Source organism: Arthrobacter sp. 4R501 (assembly GCF_002929755.1).
Taxonomy (GTDB): Bacteria; Actinomycetota; Actinomycetes; order Actinomycetales; family Micrococcaceae; genus Arthrobacter.
The window spans coordinates 88,834-105,115 of the sequence record NZ_PJIW01000005.1; the positions used below are offsets into that span (position 1 = coordinate 88,834).

A 16,282-nucleotide genomic window follows, 5' to 3' on the forward strand; every position below is an offset into this window, starting at 1 on the left:
TTTCATGGGCCGAAGGGACAGCTGTGGCCCTGAACCGCCGCGGCGGCTGGAGGCACGGACCGTTTTTCGCGGAGTTATGCACATGGCCGTTTAGCCTCGCCGTTATTGTCAGACCCTCCCGGGATGATTTGGGTATGGATAGCAGAGCGGCTGTGGCGACGGCGGAGGCCCTTTCGGTGTCCTTTGCTGAGCTTGCGGTTGTGCTCCGTGGCGGGCCTGAGGCCTCGGGATCCGGTGGTGCTGATCCGCTGCGCCGTGTGGCGGATGGTTTTCTGGACGGGCTGGCCGAGATCTCACGGTTGGACGCGAAAAGTGCCGCCCTGAAGGTCTGGCTGGCTGCCGGTTACGCCGCCGCTGCCCAAGCCCTGGCGGCTCCGGCCACGTCGCCCGAGGACCATACCGGGCAGGAGATGGCCGTAGTCGCGGAGGTCGCGTGCGTCCTAACGGTGAGCGAACGGTCCGCTGGGGCGCTGTTGGCCGAGGCGCACTCCCTGACCACGGCCCTGCCACTGACGCTGTCCGCGTTGCAGGCCGGGACGATTTCGTGGCAGCACGCCCGGATCATGGTCGACGAAACCACCAACCTCGACAGGCCGGGCGCGGCGGCGTTGGAGGCGCATTTCCTGGACCCCCACGCGGTGAATCCGGCACGCGGCCCGGCCGGAGAGCTCATCCCCGGAAGGTTCCGGCACAAGGCCCGCACCTGGCGCGAACGCCACCACCCGGTCAGCATCGAAAAACGCCACATCAAGAGCGCAGCCGACCGGCGCCTGGAATATGCCCCGGACCGCGACGGCATGGCCTGGCTATCCGCCTACCTCCCCGCCGACCAGGCCTCGGGGATCTGGGACCGCGCCACCACCGCAGCCCGTGCCCTCCAAGGGCCTCATGAGGACCGGAACCTCAGCCAGCTCCGCGCTGACAGCGTCACCGCCTGGCTTCTCGGCAACAACATCGCCGGCGGCGGAACCGGTGATGAGGGTAGGGAAAAGAGCGGTGGCGCGACCGGCGAAACGAGCGACGAAGAGACCGGGGGCCTCGCTGTGGGTGACCGTGTTCCGTCACCGCGGGCACAGGTCCTCGTTACCGTCCCGGTGTTCTCGCTGCTGGGTGTCACGGATGAGCCCGCCATGCTCGACGGATACGGCCCGATCCCGCCGTCCATGGCCCGCCAGCTCGTCGCCGACGGTGCCGAATCCTTCCACCGCGTCCTGACAGACCCTCGCGACGGTGCACCTTTGGAGATCGGGCGGACCAGCTACCGGCTCACCAAAGCCCAACGCCAATGGCTACGGTTGCGCGACGGAAAGTGCCCGTTCCCCGGCTGCAGCAACCACTCCCTCGACAACGAAGCAGACCACCTCCTCGCCTGGGCCCACGGCGGCCGTACCGGGATCAGTAATCTCGGCCAGCCATGCCGCAAGCACCACCGGCTCAGACACATCACCGGTTGGAAACCCACCGGCGCTACCAAGAACGAACCGCCAAGCTGGATATCACCCACCGGACGCCACTACCAAAGCGAACACCCCGACTGGGAACCACCGAATTTGCCAGCGTCGGAAACAACAGGAGCCTTGTGCACCACGCCGCCTTAGCGCAGGCCATGTCGCGGGCTGGGTTTTGAGGCGCAGCGATAGCCGCGGAGTCCGACAAGCCGGAGTGCCACAGCCGCGCCGCAATAAACCGGCGTACCACAGCCGCGTCGCCACAAACATGCGGCCGGTGTCCGGCCGCGCCAGCTGGGTAGGGCTTCATGTGTCCGGCTGCCCAGCTCTGCAGGGCCTCACGTGTCTGTGAGGATCCTCTCGCGCCTTTGGGGGAACCAACGCAGAAACCCCCGCCGCTTTTGCAAGCGGCGGGGGTTTCATCTGTGCCCTCGATTGGAATCGAACCAACGACCTTCTGCTCCGGAGGCAGACGCTCTATCCCCTGAGCTACGAGGGCAATTCAGGGATCCTGCCGTTGCCAGCGGGACGTCCTAGAGCTTAGCAGGAAGGTGCCTGCAAGGAAAAACGGCCCTGTTCAGTAGCCCGAAAAAGAGTCCACGTGCACCCGGCGCGAGCCGGCCTTGTGGGCTGCACGGCGCAGCGATGCGACGCTCGCAGGGGACCCGGAGATGTAGACAGCGCGGCCGGCAATGTCGGGGACGAGGGCCTTCAGGGAATCTCCGTCCAGCCGGGCGCCAGCTGCAGCGCCCCCGGATCCCAGCGTCCCGGCATCAGTGATGAACGACGGCGGGACCGAACCGTCTGCGAGGCGTGCCAGGATGCGCGCCCCGGACGCCTGCAGCTCGGCCGGGTAGGCAATTTCCGCAGAATTGCGCGCCAGCAGCAGGAGAACCACGTCCCGGTCCTGCGCGGCGCCGGAAGCCAGATGCGCAAGATAGGGCGTGATACCGATGCCCGCGGCGATCAGGAGGACAGGGGTCCGGGGATCGCGGGGCAGGACAAAATCTCCGCCCACGGACGTGGCGGCCACCTCATCGCCAGGCTTCAGGTCCAGCAGGACTTTCTTCGCCGCCGACAGGGGCTCCGCCGTCCGGACGCCAAACTTCACAGTCTCCGAACCGGGGGCGCTGGTCAAACTGAACACCCGGCGTCGGCCTTTACCGTCAGACTTGGCGTGCGGCAGATCCAGTTCCATGTACTGTCCCGGCACAAACCGGACGGGCCGGGACGGTTCAAAGGCGAACTCTGTGGTGCTGGGCGTCAGGGGACGGGAGCCAGCGAACCTGAGCCTGAGCCCGCCGCGTTGGCCCACAAGGAACGCCAGCAGGTTGCCGACCAGCAGGGCCAGTTCCGGCGAGTTGGCGATGAAGCCGAAGTTGTACGGCACCGCGAACACCACACCAACCAGTGCGGCGAGCGCGAGCTGCTGCCAGCGGCGCGGAGCGAGGGTGAGCGGCTCCGTCAGCATAAAGCCGACGAAGAACAGCAGCGGCCGCTGCGCCAGGGCCTGCCAGAGTGCGCTGCCCAGGGTAAGCCCTGCCTGCAGCAGCTCAGCGCTCACAATTGATGTGGCAACCACAAGGAACACGGCCGCCATGAGCAACTTACGCGTCCGGTAGAGCACCAGGAGGACGCCCGGGACCAGCAGCCACAGCATGGCAGGTGTGGCGGCCCACCAAGTTGCGATGTTCAGGCCCGTCAGCCCGGTGACAAACGCCCCGGCGGCGGTGGGGTTGAAGATGTGCCGGCCACGCCAGGCCAGCGCGTATTTCGAAGCGGAGGCCAGCACACACGCCAGGGCCACTCCCGCCATATCCAGGGGCATAAAGGAGGGCCAGAACAGGAAATACAGGAGCAGGCCGGTGATCAGCGACGACTCGGGATGCGGGCGGACGTGGAAAAGGGCAGCCAGCCCTCGGTTGGACACGTAGGTCAGGCCAAGACACAGCACTAAGTGGACGAGCATCTGCGGGATGCCGAACGTCAGCCAGCCAAGGGCATTCAGCAGGAGGCTGTACGCGGCAAGTGCTGCCAGCACCAGCAGGATCAGCCGGTACATTGTGTACTTGCCCAGCAGGGTGTCCAGCCGGCCGGCAGTGAAAACGGCGGTTGCCTTGGGGGCATCAACGGGGCTCATGAGAACAGTGTCCCTTCAAATCCGGCCGAGTAGGCAGCACTTCCATCAGAAAAAACGGTCAGCCAGGAAAAGTCGAAGCTCCGTTCCAGCTCTTTGCCGGGGACAAAGAACAGGGCGGTGGCCAGGGCATCGGCCACCATGGTGCTTTCCGCCATGGTCCACGTGGCTACCGCCGTACTGACGGGCAGGCCTGTTATGCCATCGAGCACATGGTGCAGGCCGTCGCCCCACGCCCGTCTGTTTGAGGCTGACGCGCACAATGCGCCGCCCGCTAGCGGCACGGTCCCGATGGCCCTCGCCGGATCGTACGGGTGTTCCATCGCCACGGAGACCGGATTAGGCCCGCGGTGCAGCAGGTCGCCGCTGGCATCAATCACGAAGGAGTCCACGCCGCAGGAGCGCAGCTCAATAGCGAGAAGGTCCACCAGTTGCCCCTTACCGGCGGCACCGATGTCCAGGACCAGGGGAGCGGTGGTGGTCAGCACGTTGCCGTCCCACGCCAGGACGTCCTCCCAGCGGGGTGCCGGAAGCGCGTTTCCTGCCGGCCGCAGGGAATAGGCGGCGTCGTACCCGAGGCGCTCCAGGCTGCCGCCGATCAGCGGCGTCATTGCACCGCCGGTGATCTCATAGAGCGAGCGGTACAGCCGGCCAAGGTCCGCCGCTTCCGGCGGCAGTTCATACCGCCCGGGCTGTTGGGCCATGGCACCGACGGTCGAATTGGGCCTAAACCGGGACCAGTCGCCGTCGTACCGTTCCACGAGGGCGAGCAGCCGGGCACGGACGCTGGCGTCAAGCGGACGGGGGGTGGAGATTTCCCAACGGGTTCCGATCCCGTCGAAGCGGAAGTCCTCCGGGTCCGGCACGGCCTACTGGGCCTCGGACTTGATCTTGTCCAGGGCCTGGTTGAAACCGCCGCTGGTGAGCGAGGATCCTGCCACCTTGGAGACGTTGAGTTCGTCGATGCTCTTGCCCACAACCTGCGCTGCGATCCCGCCGGCGAATTCGCCCTGGAATTTCCGCGTGTTGGGGTTCGAGGGGTGCTGGGTGATGTTCACAGCCGTGACCGTGCCCGCGGCGAGCGTCAGCTCAACCCCCACGGTTTCGGTGCCGTTGGGGGAAACATAGGTGCCGTCAGCGCTGTAGGTGCCGTCCTGGTACAGGGAGGCGCTGCTGGCCGGCGATGATGCCGTGCCGGAAGGGGCCGTGGTGGCGCCGGACGTGCTGTCGGAAGTCGCAGCGGGCACCGCGGGCGTGGCCGACGGCGCGCAGCCGGCCACTGTTCCAGCGAGGGTCAGGCCGGCGATGCCGACGAAAACACTCTTGCGGACTGACGGTCTCATGATGGGGCTCGTTTCGTGGGCTGGGTGCTTACGCTGTACTCAACATCGGATTCAGCGTAATGGTTCACCCTGTGAATCGGCAGTGCGTCCGCTGTGAGGAAAAGTTGTGCGGAACCAGTCACGCACCACCCCCAAATTCGTCCCAGTGGCGGCCCCCGGTAGGCTAGAGGGGTGACTCCCGAAGAACTCTCCCTCGCCATATCCGCCTGCCTGAAAGACGCCGTCGCCGCTGGCGAAATCGCGCTTTCCGCATCAGCTGTCCCTGATGAGGTGCGCGTGGAGCGACCGAAGAACCGGGAGCACGGCGACTGGGCCACCAGCATCGCCCTCCAGCTGTCCAAGCAGGCCGGCACCAACCCGCGCGAATTCGCCACCGTCCTGAGCGCCCGCCTGAAGTCCATCAACGGCGTCGCTGCCGTGGATATCGCTGGCCCCGGCTTCCTGAACATCACCGTGGACGCCGCCGCTGCGGGTGCCCTGGCGAAGGCCATCGTGGAAGCCGGACGTGACTACGGCACCACCACCACGCTCGCCGGCCACGTGGTGAACATGGAATTTGTGTCGGCGAACCCCACCGGTCCGCTGCACATCGGCCACACTCGCTGGGCCGCCTTGGGCGATGCCATTGCCCGTGTGCTGCGTGCTTCGGGCGCGGAGGTCACCGCCGAGTACTACATCAACGACGCCGGTTCGCAGATGAACGTGTTCGCGAACTCTGTTTACTCGCGGCTGCATGGACTTCCGGTGCCGGACGGCGGCTACCCGGGCCAGTACATCGCCGATCTCGGCCACGACGTCCTCACCCAGCACCCCGACATCCGCGAACTCACCGAGGTCGCCGCACTTCCTGTCATCCGCGCCGCCGCCTACAAGGCCCAGATGAAGGACATCAAGGACACCCTTGCCGATTTTGGCGTTGCGTTTGACGTCTACTTCTCGGAACAGGAACTGCACGACGCCGGCCACATCGAAAGTGCCGTCGCCCGCCTTCGCGAGCAGGGCCACGTGTTCGACGACGGCGGTGCGGTCTGGTTGCGCACCACCGACTTCGGGGACGACAAGGACCGCGTGATGATCCGCGCGAACGGCGAACCCACGTACTTTGCCGCGGACGCTGCATACTACCTCTCCAAGAAGGACCGCGGCTTTACGGAAAAGATCTACCTCCTGGGCGCGGACCACCACGGTTACATCAACCGCCTCAAGGCCATTGCGGCCTGCGCGGGCGATGATCCCGAGGTGAACATCGAAGTGCTGATCGGCCAGCTGGTGTCCGTTAACGGCGCCAAGCTGTCCAAGCGTGCCGGCAACATCATCGAGCTCAAGGACCTCATCGACTGGCTGGGCAAGGACGCCGTGCGGTACTCCCTGGCCCGCTTCCCGGCGGATTCCCCGCTCACCCTGGATCCTGATCTGCTGAAGAAGCACAGCAACGAGAACCCGGTGTTCTACGTCCAGTACGCCCACGCCCGGTCCCGCGGCACCGCCCGCAACGCCGTGGCTGCCGGCGTGGACCGGAGCGCGTTCGATGCTTCACTTCTGGATCACGCCACGGAAAACGAACTGCTCTCCTACCTGGGCAGCTACCCCTCGATTGTGGCCAAAGCCGCCGAACTGCGTGAACCCCACCGTGTGGCCCGCCATCTCGAGCTCATTGCCGGCGCCTACCACCGCTGGTACGACGCCTGCCGTGTTGCCCCGCAGGGCGACGAAGCCGTCACCGACGTCAACCGCACCCGCCTGTGGCTGAACGACGCCACCAGCCAGGTGCTGGCTAACGGACTGGACCTGCTGGGCGTGTCCGCACCGGAACGGATGTGAAACTGATGTCGGCACAGGAAACTTCGACGCAGAAGGTGTCAGCACAGGACACCAACAGCGGGTCCCCGCTGGCTCCCGAGTGGCTCGCCGTTCCCGCGGACCTGAATGCCCTCCACGAGCCCATGTGGGCGCAGGATGTGCGGAAGAACGACGCCGGTGAGCTCGCCATCGATGGCATCGCAGTCAGCGAGCTCAAGGCGCAGTTCGGCACGCCGCTCTTTGTGATGAGCGAGACAGACTTCCGGGCCCGCGCACGTTCCTTCAAGGATGCCTTTGATGCCGCGTTTGCCGACATCTGCGGGGGAGTGGACGTCTACTATGCTGGCAAGTCCTTCCTGTGCACAGCAGTAGCCGCCTGGGTGGCGGACGAAGGACTCCGGCTGGACACCTGTTCCGGCGGCGAGCTCGCGGTGGCGGCCCGGGCCGGCATCAAGGGCGAAAACCTGGGCCTGCACGGCAACAACAAATCCGACGCCGAGATCAACCGGGCGCTGGATATGAAGCTGGGACGAATCGTGGTGGACAGCCTCGATGAGCTGGACCGCGTGGCCAAAATCGCCTCGGACCGCGGCGAAATTGCCAAGGTCATGCTGCGCCTGACTCCCGGCGTCCACGCGCACACCCACGAGTTCATCGCCACCGCCCACGAGGACCAGAAGTTCGGTCTCTCCATGGCCGGGGATACCACCGAGCAGGCCGGACTGTCAGCAGCGGAGGAGGCTGTGGCTGCGGCCACGGGATACGCCAGCATCGAACTGCTGGGCCTGCACTGCCACATCGGCTCGCAGATCTTCGAGCCGGACGGCTTTGAACTCGCCGCGCAGAAGCTCCTGCGCTTCCACGCTGCCATGCAGGAAAAGTACTCCATCGTGATGCCCGAGCTGGACCTCGGCGGCGGCTACGGCATTGCCTATACCCCGGTGGACACCCCGCGCCCCGCAGCTGACGTCGCGCAGGCGATGGCCGCCGTCGTGCGTTCCACGTGTGCTGAGCTGGGTATCACTGCTCCCCGGATTTCGATCGAACCCGGACGCGCAATTGTCGGCAGCACCACCTTCACGTTGTACGAGGTGGGTACCCTGAAAACTGTCCGCGTCGACGCGCCGGGCGATTCAGAGGCCAACGAGAACGTTACGCATCCGCGCCGCTATGTGTCAGTGGACGGAGGCATGAGCGATAACGCCCGCCCGGTGCTCTACGACGCGGATTATTCGGCGATTCTGGCCTCCCGTACGTCCGCCGCGTCCCCGCAGCTGTCCCGCGTGGTGGGCAAACATTGCGAGAGCGGCGACATAGTTGTTAGAGATGTATATCTGCCCGAGGACGTGGCAGCCGGTGATCTGCTTGCTGTACCGGGGACCGGCGCCTACTGCTGGGCCCTGTCAAGCAACTACAACTATCTGGCCCGGCCGGGCGTTGTCGCGGTGCGCGGCGGATCTGCCCGGCTGATTGTCCGCGGGGAAACCGAAGAAGATCTGCTTAACCGCGACATGGGAGTGCCGAATGACTGAATTGCGAACCCTGAAAGTAGCCCTGCTGGGCTGTGGCAACGTTGGGGCCCAGGTTGCGCGGATTCTCATTGAGGACGCCGACGCCCTTGCCGCCCGTACCGGGGCCCGCCTGCAGCTCAGCGGCATCGCGGTGCGCAACGTCAATGCCAAGCGGGATGTGGACCTGCCGCAGGACCTCTTCACCACCGACGCCGACACCCTGGTCAAGGACGCCGACCTGGTGATCGAGCTTATGGGCGGGATCGAGCCTGCCCGCACGCTGATCCTCTCCGCGCTGCGCAACGGCGCCTGTGTAGTCACCGGCAACAAGGCCCTCCTCGCCCAGGACGGCCCCACCCTCTACGAAGAGGCCGACAAGGCCGGTGTGCAGCTGTCCTACGAAGCCGCCGTAGCCGGTGCCATCCCCATCCTGCGCCCCATCCGGGACAGCCTGGCCGGAGACCGCATCACCCGCGTGCTGGGTATCGTCAACGGCACCACCAACTTCATCCTGGACCAGATGGACTCCACCGGCGCCCAGTTTGCGGACGCCCTCGCCGAGGCCCAGCGGCTCGGCTACGCCGAAGCTGACCCCACCGCCGACGTCGAAGGCCACGATGCTGCCGCCAAGGCTGCCATCCTTGCCTCGCTGTCCTTCCATACCCGCTTCTCGCTGGAGGACGTCTACTGCGAGGGCATCACCAAGGTCAGCGCTGCCGACATCGCCTCCGCCAAGGAAGCCGGATTTGTCATCAAGCTGCTGGCCATCGCGGAAAAAATCGTCGGCGCCGACGGCGGCGAGGGCATCTCCGTGCGCGTCCACCCGACGCTCCTGCCGCGCGAACACCCGCTGGCGGCCGTCCGCGGCGCGTTCAACGCCGTCTTCATCGAGGCTGAAAACGCCGGGGAACTGATGTTCTACGGCCAGGGCGCCGGTGGAACTCCGACGGCGTCCGCAGTGCTGGGTGACCTCGTCTCCGCAGCTCGCCGCCTGGTCCTGGGCGGCCCCGGCCGCACGGAGACCACCACCGGCCACGTGCCGGCCCTGCCGATCGATGCCTCGGACACGAGCTACTACATCGGCCTCGATGTTGCCGACCAGGCCGGTGTGCTTGCGCGCATCGCCCAGCTCTTTGCGGAGAACGGCGTCTCCATCGAAATCATGCGGCAGACCATCCACCGGGACGCAGAGTCCAACGTGGAGTCTGCCGAACTGCGGATCGTTACCCACCGCGCATCAGAGGCTGCCCTCGCAGCAACCGTCGAGGCCATCAAGAGCCTCGACGTCATCAATTCAGTGACATCCGTTCTGCGGGTAGAAGGAGTCTAAGTGGCTCACCAATGGCGCGGCGTTATCCGCGAATACGCTGACCGGCTGCCCGTAACGGAATCCACCAGGGTCATCACGCTGGGCGAAGGCGGCACTCCGCTGGTCCACGCGCAGAAGCTCTCCGAGCTCACCGGTTCCACGGTGTACCTGAAGGTCGAGGGGATGAACCCCACCGGTTCGTTCAAGGACCGCGGCATGACCATGGCCATGACGGCCGCCGTTGCGTCCGGCGCCAAGGCCGTGGTGTGCGCGTCAACCGGCAACACTTCCGCGTCCGCCGCGGCCTACGCCACGGCAGCGGGACTGAAATGCGCTGTGCTGGTCCCCGAGGGCAAGATCTCAATGGGCAAGCTGAGCCAGGCCATCGCGCACGGCGCCACGCTGCTCCAGGTGGACGGCAACTTCGATAACTGCCTGGACATTGCTCGGAAGCTGGGGGAGTCCTACCCGGTGTTCCTGGTCAACTCCGTGAACCCGGCCCGCATCCAGGGCCAGAAGACGGGCGCGTTTGAGATTGTTGATTCGCTTGGCGATGCTCCGGACATCCACGTCCTGCCCGTAGGCAACGCCGGCAACATCACGGCGTACTGGAAGGGCTACAAGGAGTACTCGGCGCCGTTCGAATCCGACACGGCCGGAACCTTGCCCGCCGTGTCCACCAAAACCCCGCAGATGTGGGGCTTCCAGGCCGCCGGCGCGGCACCGTTCGTGGCAGGGCACCCCATCACGGAACCGGACACCATCGCCACTGCCATCCGGATCGGCAACCCGGCGTCCTGGGACGGTGCCATCGCTGCACGTGACGAGTCCGGCGGATTCATCGACGCCGTGACTGACGAACAGATCCTCGATGCCCACCGCTGGCTGTCCGCCCGCGAAGGCGTTTTTGTGGAGCCCGGCTCCGCCGCCGGTGTGGCCGGCCTGCTCAAGAAGCACGCCGCCGGTGAAGTTCCCACCGGCAAGACCATCGTTATCACCGTTACCGGCCACGGCCTCAAGGACCCCCAGTGGGCCCTCCGGACCGAGGACGGCAGTGAAGTGCAGCCGATCAAGGTCTCGAACGACGTCGTGACAGTCGCAGCTGAACTGGGACTGGAAGAAAAGTAGCCTTGGAAACCACCTCGCCCACCGCCGTTGACCTGCCCGTCATCGAAGCAGGCCAGCGCGTCACCGTCAGGGTCCCGGCCACAAGCGCCAACCTCGGACCGGGTTACGACAGCCTGGGCCTCGCCCTGGCACTACACGACACCCTGACGGTGGAAAGCCTCGAATCCGCTGAGCTCGTCTTCGAGCTCAGCGGCGAGGGGGCGGACACGCTGCCGCAGGACGCCAGTCACCTGGTGGTCAGGGCGATGGAGGCTGCCTTTTCCCGGCTTGGATACCGGCACGGTGGCCTCAGGATCACGGCGACGAACGTCAACCCCCATGGCCGGGGTCTGGGATCATCGGCGTCGGCAGTGGTGGCGGCCGTCTCGGCCGCCAATGCCATGGTGCCCGAAGCGGCGCGTCGCGGGCGGGACTGGATCCTGCAGCTGACCAGCGAGTTGGAAGGCCATCCGGACAACGTCGCGCCCGCGATTTTCGGCGGACTGGCGCTGTCATGGCAGGACAGTGACCGGTACAGCAGCACGTGCGCTACCGTGGCCGGTTCCGTGATTCCCATCGTGGCCGTCCCCGATTTTGAATTGTCCACCGAGGCCGCGCGCGCCCTGCTGCCGGCGTCTGTGGGCCATCATGCGGCGGCCATGAACTCCGGACGGGCTGCGCTGCTGATCCATGCGCTGACCCAGAAGCCCGAGTTTCTGCATGCCGGCACGGAGGATTACCTGCACCAGAGTTACCGGGCCGAGGCGATGCGGCCCAGCGCGGCCCTCATCAGGGCACTGCGCAACGCGGGCCACGCGGCAGTGGTTTCGGGTGCAGGACCTACGGTCCTGGTTCTCGCCGACGGCGAAGCTGAAGCCGCCGAGGTCCTTGGGTTTATTGAGTCCTTTACAGAGGCGAACACGCCGGGCATCGGCTGGCGCGTGCTGAAGCTGGCAGTGGACGTCGAAGGTGCTAAGGTGGAATTGCACCGGCGGTAATTCCGCCTATCTGATCGGCAGCTGCATTCAGTTGTTAGTGATCTCCTACTGCGCAATATTTTCCGGTGCCGCCTGCTTGGTCTGTCGCAGGAATCTGCAGCTGAATTGTCTGCCCCTGAATCGTCAGCCCAGCGCCCCGCCATTAATCGGTGCGTGAGGTGAATCAGTATCCGGCCCTGCTGGCCGAAATCCAACCGGCAAGACCGAAAATGCGGCTGCAGATCTGAACTGCAGCCCAGATCAAATCATCGCGTCCAGCTCCCAGTCTGGACGCCGTCGAGGGGGAAGGATCCTTCGTGACCGAAACCACTGAGCTGTCTTCAGCTGTGGAACCATCAACTTCTGCTGCCGGATCGTCAACGGCCGCACCCGCCAAGAGCAGTGGCCTCGCCGGCCTCAAGCTCGCCCAGCTGCAGGCACTTGCCAGCCAGCTGGGGATTTCCGGTGGATCCCGCATGCGTAAGGGGGATCTGGTGACCGCCATTTCTGCCCATCGCGCAGGCACGTCAGCCAGCAAGGCCCCGGCCAAGGCTGCCGAGAAGGCGACCGAAAACCACGTAGCCCCGGCCGCTGCCGTACCGGTGGCTGCCGCAAGCGAAACCTCGGAGGCCCCGGCCGCTGATGGGACCCGTGCCCGTGGCCGTGGACGCAGCCGCCGCGCTGTCAGTGACGGAGTAGTAGCGGCCCCCGCCGCGGCAACGGCCACTGAAGCTCCGGCCGCCGCACCCGTTGAGGCTCCGGCGTCAGCGCCCGTTGAGGCCGGCGCAGCAGCTGAGGGCGAACGCCGCCAGCCGCGTACCCGTAACCGCCGCCGCGGCGATGCGGCCGCCACGTCAACGCAGGCAGAAGCCACTGAGGCTCCGGCCGAGCAGCCCGCCGCTGAACAGCGCCAGGCTGACCGCACCGAAACCCAGCGTGCTGATTTCCAGCGCACAGAAACCCAGGGCGCCGAATCCGGCGACGGCCAGCGTGCTGACCGCCGCGAGAGCGGTCGCACCCGTGGCGCCCGCGACACCGCAGCCCGTGAAACCACGGCTCGTGACACCACTGCCCGTGACACCACCGCCCGCGAAACCACCGCCCGCGAGACCACCGCCCGCGAGACCACCGATGGTGGCCGCGACAACGCAGGCAGCCGTGACGCCGGCCAGCGTGACGGCGCCCGTCGCGATGACAATCGCGACAACACCCGCGATAACGACGATTCCGACGGCGGCAGCCGCCGTAACCGCCGCAACCGCCGCGACCGGAACGACCGCAATGACCGGAGCGACCGCTCCGGTGGCGGCCAGGAGAGCCGAGACAACTCGCGTAACGACCGCTTCCGCGACCGCAACGACCGCCGTCGGGGACGCGCCCAGGGACCGGACGTCGACGACGTCGAGGTCACCGAGGACGACGTCCTGCTGCCCGTCGCCGGCATCCTGGACGTGCTGGAGAACTACGCGTTCATCCGCACGTCCGGTTACCTGCCGGGTCCGAACGACGTTTACGTCTCTCTGGCCCAGGTCAAGAAGTACAACCTGCGCAAGGGCGACGCCTGCGTGGGTGCCATCCGTGCACCGCGTGAAGGCGAAGACCGCAGCCAGCAGACCGCACGGCAGAAGTTCAACGCCCTGGTCCGCGTCACCTCCGTGAACGGAAAGACGCCGGAAGAGCTCAAGGACCGCGTCGAATTCGCCAAGCTGGTTCCGCTGTACCCGTCCGAGCGCCTGCGCCTGGAGACGGATCCCAAGAAGATCGGCCCCCGCGTCATCGACCTGGTTGCCCCGATCGGCAAGGGCCAGCGCGGCCTGATCGTCTCGCCGCCGAAGGCCGGCAAGACGCTCATCCTGCAGTCCATCGCCAACGCCATCACCACCAACAATCCTGAGGTCCACCTCATGATGGTGCTTGTTGACGAACGCCCCGAAGAAGTGACGGACATGCAGCGCACCGTCAAGGGTGAGGTCATTGCCTCCACCTTCGACCGTCCCGCCGATGACCACACCACGGTGGCCGAGCTCTCCATCGAACGCGCCAAGCGCCTCGTGGAAATGGGCATGGACGTGGTGGTCCTCCTGGACTCCATGACCCGTCTGGGCCGCGCCTACAACCTGGCAGCACCGGCCTCCGGCCGTATCCTGTCCGGTGGTGTCGACTCTGCCGCACTGTACCCGCCGAAGCGCTTCTTCGGTGCAGCCCGCAACATCGAAAACGGTGGCTCGCTGACCATCCTGGCAACCGCGCTCGTGGAGACCGGTTCCAAGATGGACGAGGTCATCTTCGAAGAGTTCAAGGGCACCGGCAACATGGAGCTCCGCCTGTCCCGCCAGCTGGCGGACAAGCGCATCTTCCCGGCCGTGGACGTCAACGCGTCCGGTACCCGCCGCGAAGAGAACCTGCTTTCCCCCGAGGAAGTCAAGATCATGTGGAAGCTGCGCCGCGTCCTTTCCGGACTCGAAACGCAGCAGAGCCTTGAGCTGCTGACCAACAAGATCCGGGAGACCCAGAGCAACGTCGAGTTCCTCATGCAGGTCCAGAAGACAACGCTTGGCGCGAAGTCGGATAACGACAAGTAGCTGCGCTCACCGCTCAAAACATGCCGGCCTGATGGCCGGCATGTTTTGGGCGGTTCGTCGTTAAGTCCCGTGAAACTAGACTTGTAAGAGTCGAAAGAGGTTTTGAAATGTTTGAGTCCGTACAGGGCCTGCTTGATGAGCATGATGCTATCCAGGCGCAGCTTGGTGATCCTGCTGTCTATGCTGACCAGCGGCTGGCCCGGAAGCTGGGGCGGCGTTCTGCGCAGCTCAATGGCATCGTGGAGGCATACAACAAGTGGCATGCCCTGGAGGACGACCTCGCCGCTGCGAAGGAAATGGCCTCGGAGGACCCTGAGTTTGCTGCCGAGGTTCCCGTGCTGGAGGAAGCGCTGGAGCAGGCTTCGGCGAAGCTGCGCAGGCTCCTCATTCCGCGGGACCCCGACGACGCCCGCAACGTGATCCTTGAGGTCAAGGGCGGCGAAGGTGGCGATGAAGCCGCACTGTTCGCCGGCGACCTTTTGCGGATGTACACCCGGTACGCGGAATCCCGCGGCTGGAAGACTGAACTCATCTCAGCCAACGAATCCGATCTCGGTGGCTACAAGGACGTCCAGATGGCCGTCAAGGGCAACTCGAACGATCCTGCCGAGGGCGTCTACGCAAGGCTCAAGTTCGAAGGCGGCGTCCACCGCGTGCAGCGTGTGCCCGTCACCGAATCCCAGGGCCGCATCCACACCTCCGCCGCCGGCGTCCTGGTCCTCCCCGAAGTTGACGAGCCCGAAGAGCTGGACATCAACCAGAACGACCTCAAGATCGACGTCTACCGCTCCTCCGGTCCCGGTGGCCAGTCCGTGAACACCACGGACTCCGCTGTCCGCATCACGCACCTTCCCACCGGCATCGTGGTGGCCATGCAGAACGAGAAATCCCAGCTGCAGAACCGCGAAGCAGGCATGCGCGTGCTCCGCGCCCGCATCCTGGCGCACCAGCAGGAAATCATCGACGCCGAGAACTCGGCCCAGCGTAAATCCCAGATCCGCACCATGGACCGTTCGGAGCGCATCCGCACGTACAACTACCCGGAAAACCGGATCGCGGACCACCGCACCGGCTACAAGGCCTACAACCTGGACCAGGTCATGAACGGGGACCTGGAACCGGTCATCCAGTCCGCCATCGAGATGGACGAACAGGCACGCCTGGACGCCATCGGCGACTAGCCGCCGGCACCCATGACACTCGGGTCTGGGCAGTCCCTCGCGGCTGCCGTCAGCGAGGCCACGGTGATCCTCCGGGACGCCGGGGTCCCCAGCCCCCGCGTCGACGCGGAACTCCTGGCGGACCACCTGCTCGGTGTGGGGCTCGGCAGGCTCCGGGCGATGATGCTGGGGGACACTCCAGCGCCTGTTGGCTATGCCGAACTTGTCGCTGAACGGGCCCAACGGATCCCGCTGCAGCACATCACCGGAGTGGCGCACTTCAGGTATCTGGAGCTCGCCGTCGGGCCGGGGGTTTTTATCCCCCGGCCGGAAACAGAGTCCGTTGTGCAGCTGGTCATCGACCACGTCAAAGGGATGGCACACCCGCGGATTGTTGACCTGGGCACGGGCTCGGGCGCAATAGCCGGCTCCATCGCCCACGAGGTGCCCGGCGCTGAGGTCCACGCCGTGGAATACAGTCCGTTCGCGCACGCGTGGGCGGCCCGGAACCTGGCGCCCCTGGGCGTCAAGCTGGTGCTGGGGGACCTCCGCGACGCGCTGCCGGAACTTAACGGAACCTTCGACGTCGTAATCTCCAACCCGCCCTACATTCCCGCCGAAGCCATCCCGAATGAACCCGAAGTTGCCCTGCACGATCCTCCCGAAGCCCTGTACGGCGGGGGAGCGGACGGCATGGAACTTCCGACGGCGGCGGCCGCCTCGGCTGCCCGGCTGCTGGTTCCCGGCGGCTACTTCGTGATGGAACACGCGGAAGTCCAGGCCGGCTGGATCGCCGGCATGATGCAGCGGACGGGTGCCTGGCGGGAGATCACCACACACCTGGACCTCAACGGCAAGGAACGCGCCACCAGCGCCGTCCTTGCCGGTCCGCACCACGAGTGATGAAA

At 65.9% G+C, this 16,282-nt stretch carries 12 protein-coding genes and 1 tRNA gene; 9 read left to right on the plus strand and 4 right to left on the minus strand.

Features of this window, described 5'->3' with window-relative positions:
• The first annotated feature begins 134 nt into the window (after nucleotides 1-134).
• Complete coding sequence (locus CXR02_RS05970) at nucleotides 135-1,598, plus strand: HNH endonuclease signature motif containing protein (protein WP_104061156.1); 1,464 nt, start codon at nucleotides 135-137, stop codon at nucleotides 1,596-1,598.
• Between the two features lie 276 nt (nucleotides 1,599-1,874).
• Here CXR02_RS05970 and CXR02_RS05975 read toward each other — a convergent pair.
• The 4 genes from CXR02_RS05975 to CXR02_RS05990 all read right to left on the minus strand — a co-directional run bounded on the left by CXR02_RS05975 (nucleotide 1,875) and on the right by CXR02_RS05990 (nucleotide 4,928).
• Nucleotides 1,875-1,947, minus strand: a tRNA-Arg gene (locus tag CXR02_RS05975).
• A 78-nt stretch (nucleotides 1,948-2,025) separates the two neighbouring features.
• Entirely contained in the window at nucleotides 2,026-3,588 is a 1,563-nt protein-coding gene (locus CXR02_RS05980; RefSeq protein ID WP_104061157.1) for a ferredoxin--NADP reductase, read from the minus strand.
• Nucleotides 3,585-4,451, minus strand: coding sequence for an FAD:protein FMN transferase (locus CXR02_RS05985; protein WP_104061158.1), 867 nt, complete (start codon nucleotides 4,449-4,451; stop codon nucleotides 3,585-3,587). The genes CXR02_RS05980 and CXR02_RS05985 overlap by 4 nt, the downstream gene beginning before the upstream one ends.
• Nucleotides 4,452-4,454: 3 nt before the next feature.
• Nucleotides 4,455-4,928: a hypothetical protein gene (locus CXR02_RS05990; protein ID WP_104061159.1), complete on the minus strand. Its 474-nt coding sequence runs from the start codon at nucleotides 4,926-4,928 to the stop codon at nucleotides 4,455-4,457.
• Between the two features lie 171 nt (nucleotides 4,929-5,099).
• On the opposite strand from CXR02_RS05990, the gene argS reads away from it, so the two are divergent.
• From argS to prmC, 8 genes are all read left to right on the plus strand, one after another.
• On the plus strand, nucleotides 5,100-6,749 hold the full coding sequence (argS, locus tag CXR02_RS05995) for an arginine--tRNA ligase (protein ID WP_104061160.1): 1,650 nt from the start codon (nucleotides 5,100-5,102) through the stop codon (nucleotides 6,747-6,749).
• A gap of 5 nt (nucleotides 6,750-6,754) precedes the next feature.
• On the plus strand, nucleotides 6,755-8,260 hold the full coding sequence (lysA, locus tag CXR02_RS06000; RefSeq protein WP_104061286.1) for a diaminopimelate decarboxylase: 1,506 nt from the start codon (nucleotides 6,755-6,757) through the stop codon (nucleotides 8,258-8,260).
• Nucleotides 8,253-9,569, plus strand: coding sequence for a homoserine dehydrogenase (locus CXR02_RS06005; RefSeq protein ID WP_104061161.1), 1,317 nt, complete (start codon nucleotides 8,253-8,255; stop codon nucleotides 9,567-9,569). Before lysA ends, CXR02_RS06005 begins: the two co-directional genes overlap by 8 nt.
• Nucleotides 9,570-10,676, plus strand: coding sequence for a threonine synthase (thrC, locus tag CXR02_RS06010; protein WP_104061162.1), 1,107 nt, complete (start codon nucleotides 9,570-9,572; stop codon nucleotides 10,674-10,676). It begins immediately after the preceding gene.
• 2 nt (nucleotides 10,677-10,678) lie between these two features.
• Entirely contained in the window at nucleotides 10,679-11,653 is a 975-nt protein-coding gene (gene thrB / locus CXR02_RS06015; protein WP_104061163.1) for a homoserine kinase, read from the plus strand.
• A gap of 296 nt (nucleotides 11,654-11,949) precedes the next feature.
• Entirely contained in the window at nucleotides 11,950-14,214 is a 2,265-nt protein-coding gene (gene rho / locus CXR02_RS06020; protein WP_104061164.1) for a transcription termination factor Rho, read from the plus strand.
• A gap of 107 nt (nucleotides 14,215-14,321) precedes the next feature.
• On the plus strand, nucleotides 14,322-15,395 hold the full coding sequence (gene prfA / locus CXR02_RS06025; protein ID WP_058932004.1) for a peptide chain release factor 1: 1,074 nt from the start codon (nucleotides 14,322-14,324) through the stop codon (nucleotides 15,393-15,395).
• A gap of 12 nt (nucleotides 15,396-15,407) precedes the next feature.
• Complete coding sequence (prmC, locus tag CXR02_RS06030) at nucleotides 15,408-16,277, plus strand: peptide chain release factor N(5)-glutamine methyltransferase (protein WP_104061165.1); 870 nt, start codon at nucleotides 15,408-15,410, stop codon at nucleotides 16,275-16,277.
• Nucleotides 16,278-16,282: the final 5 nt, after the last annotated feature.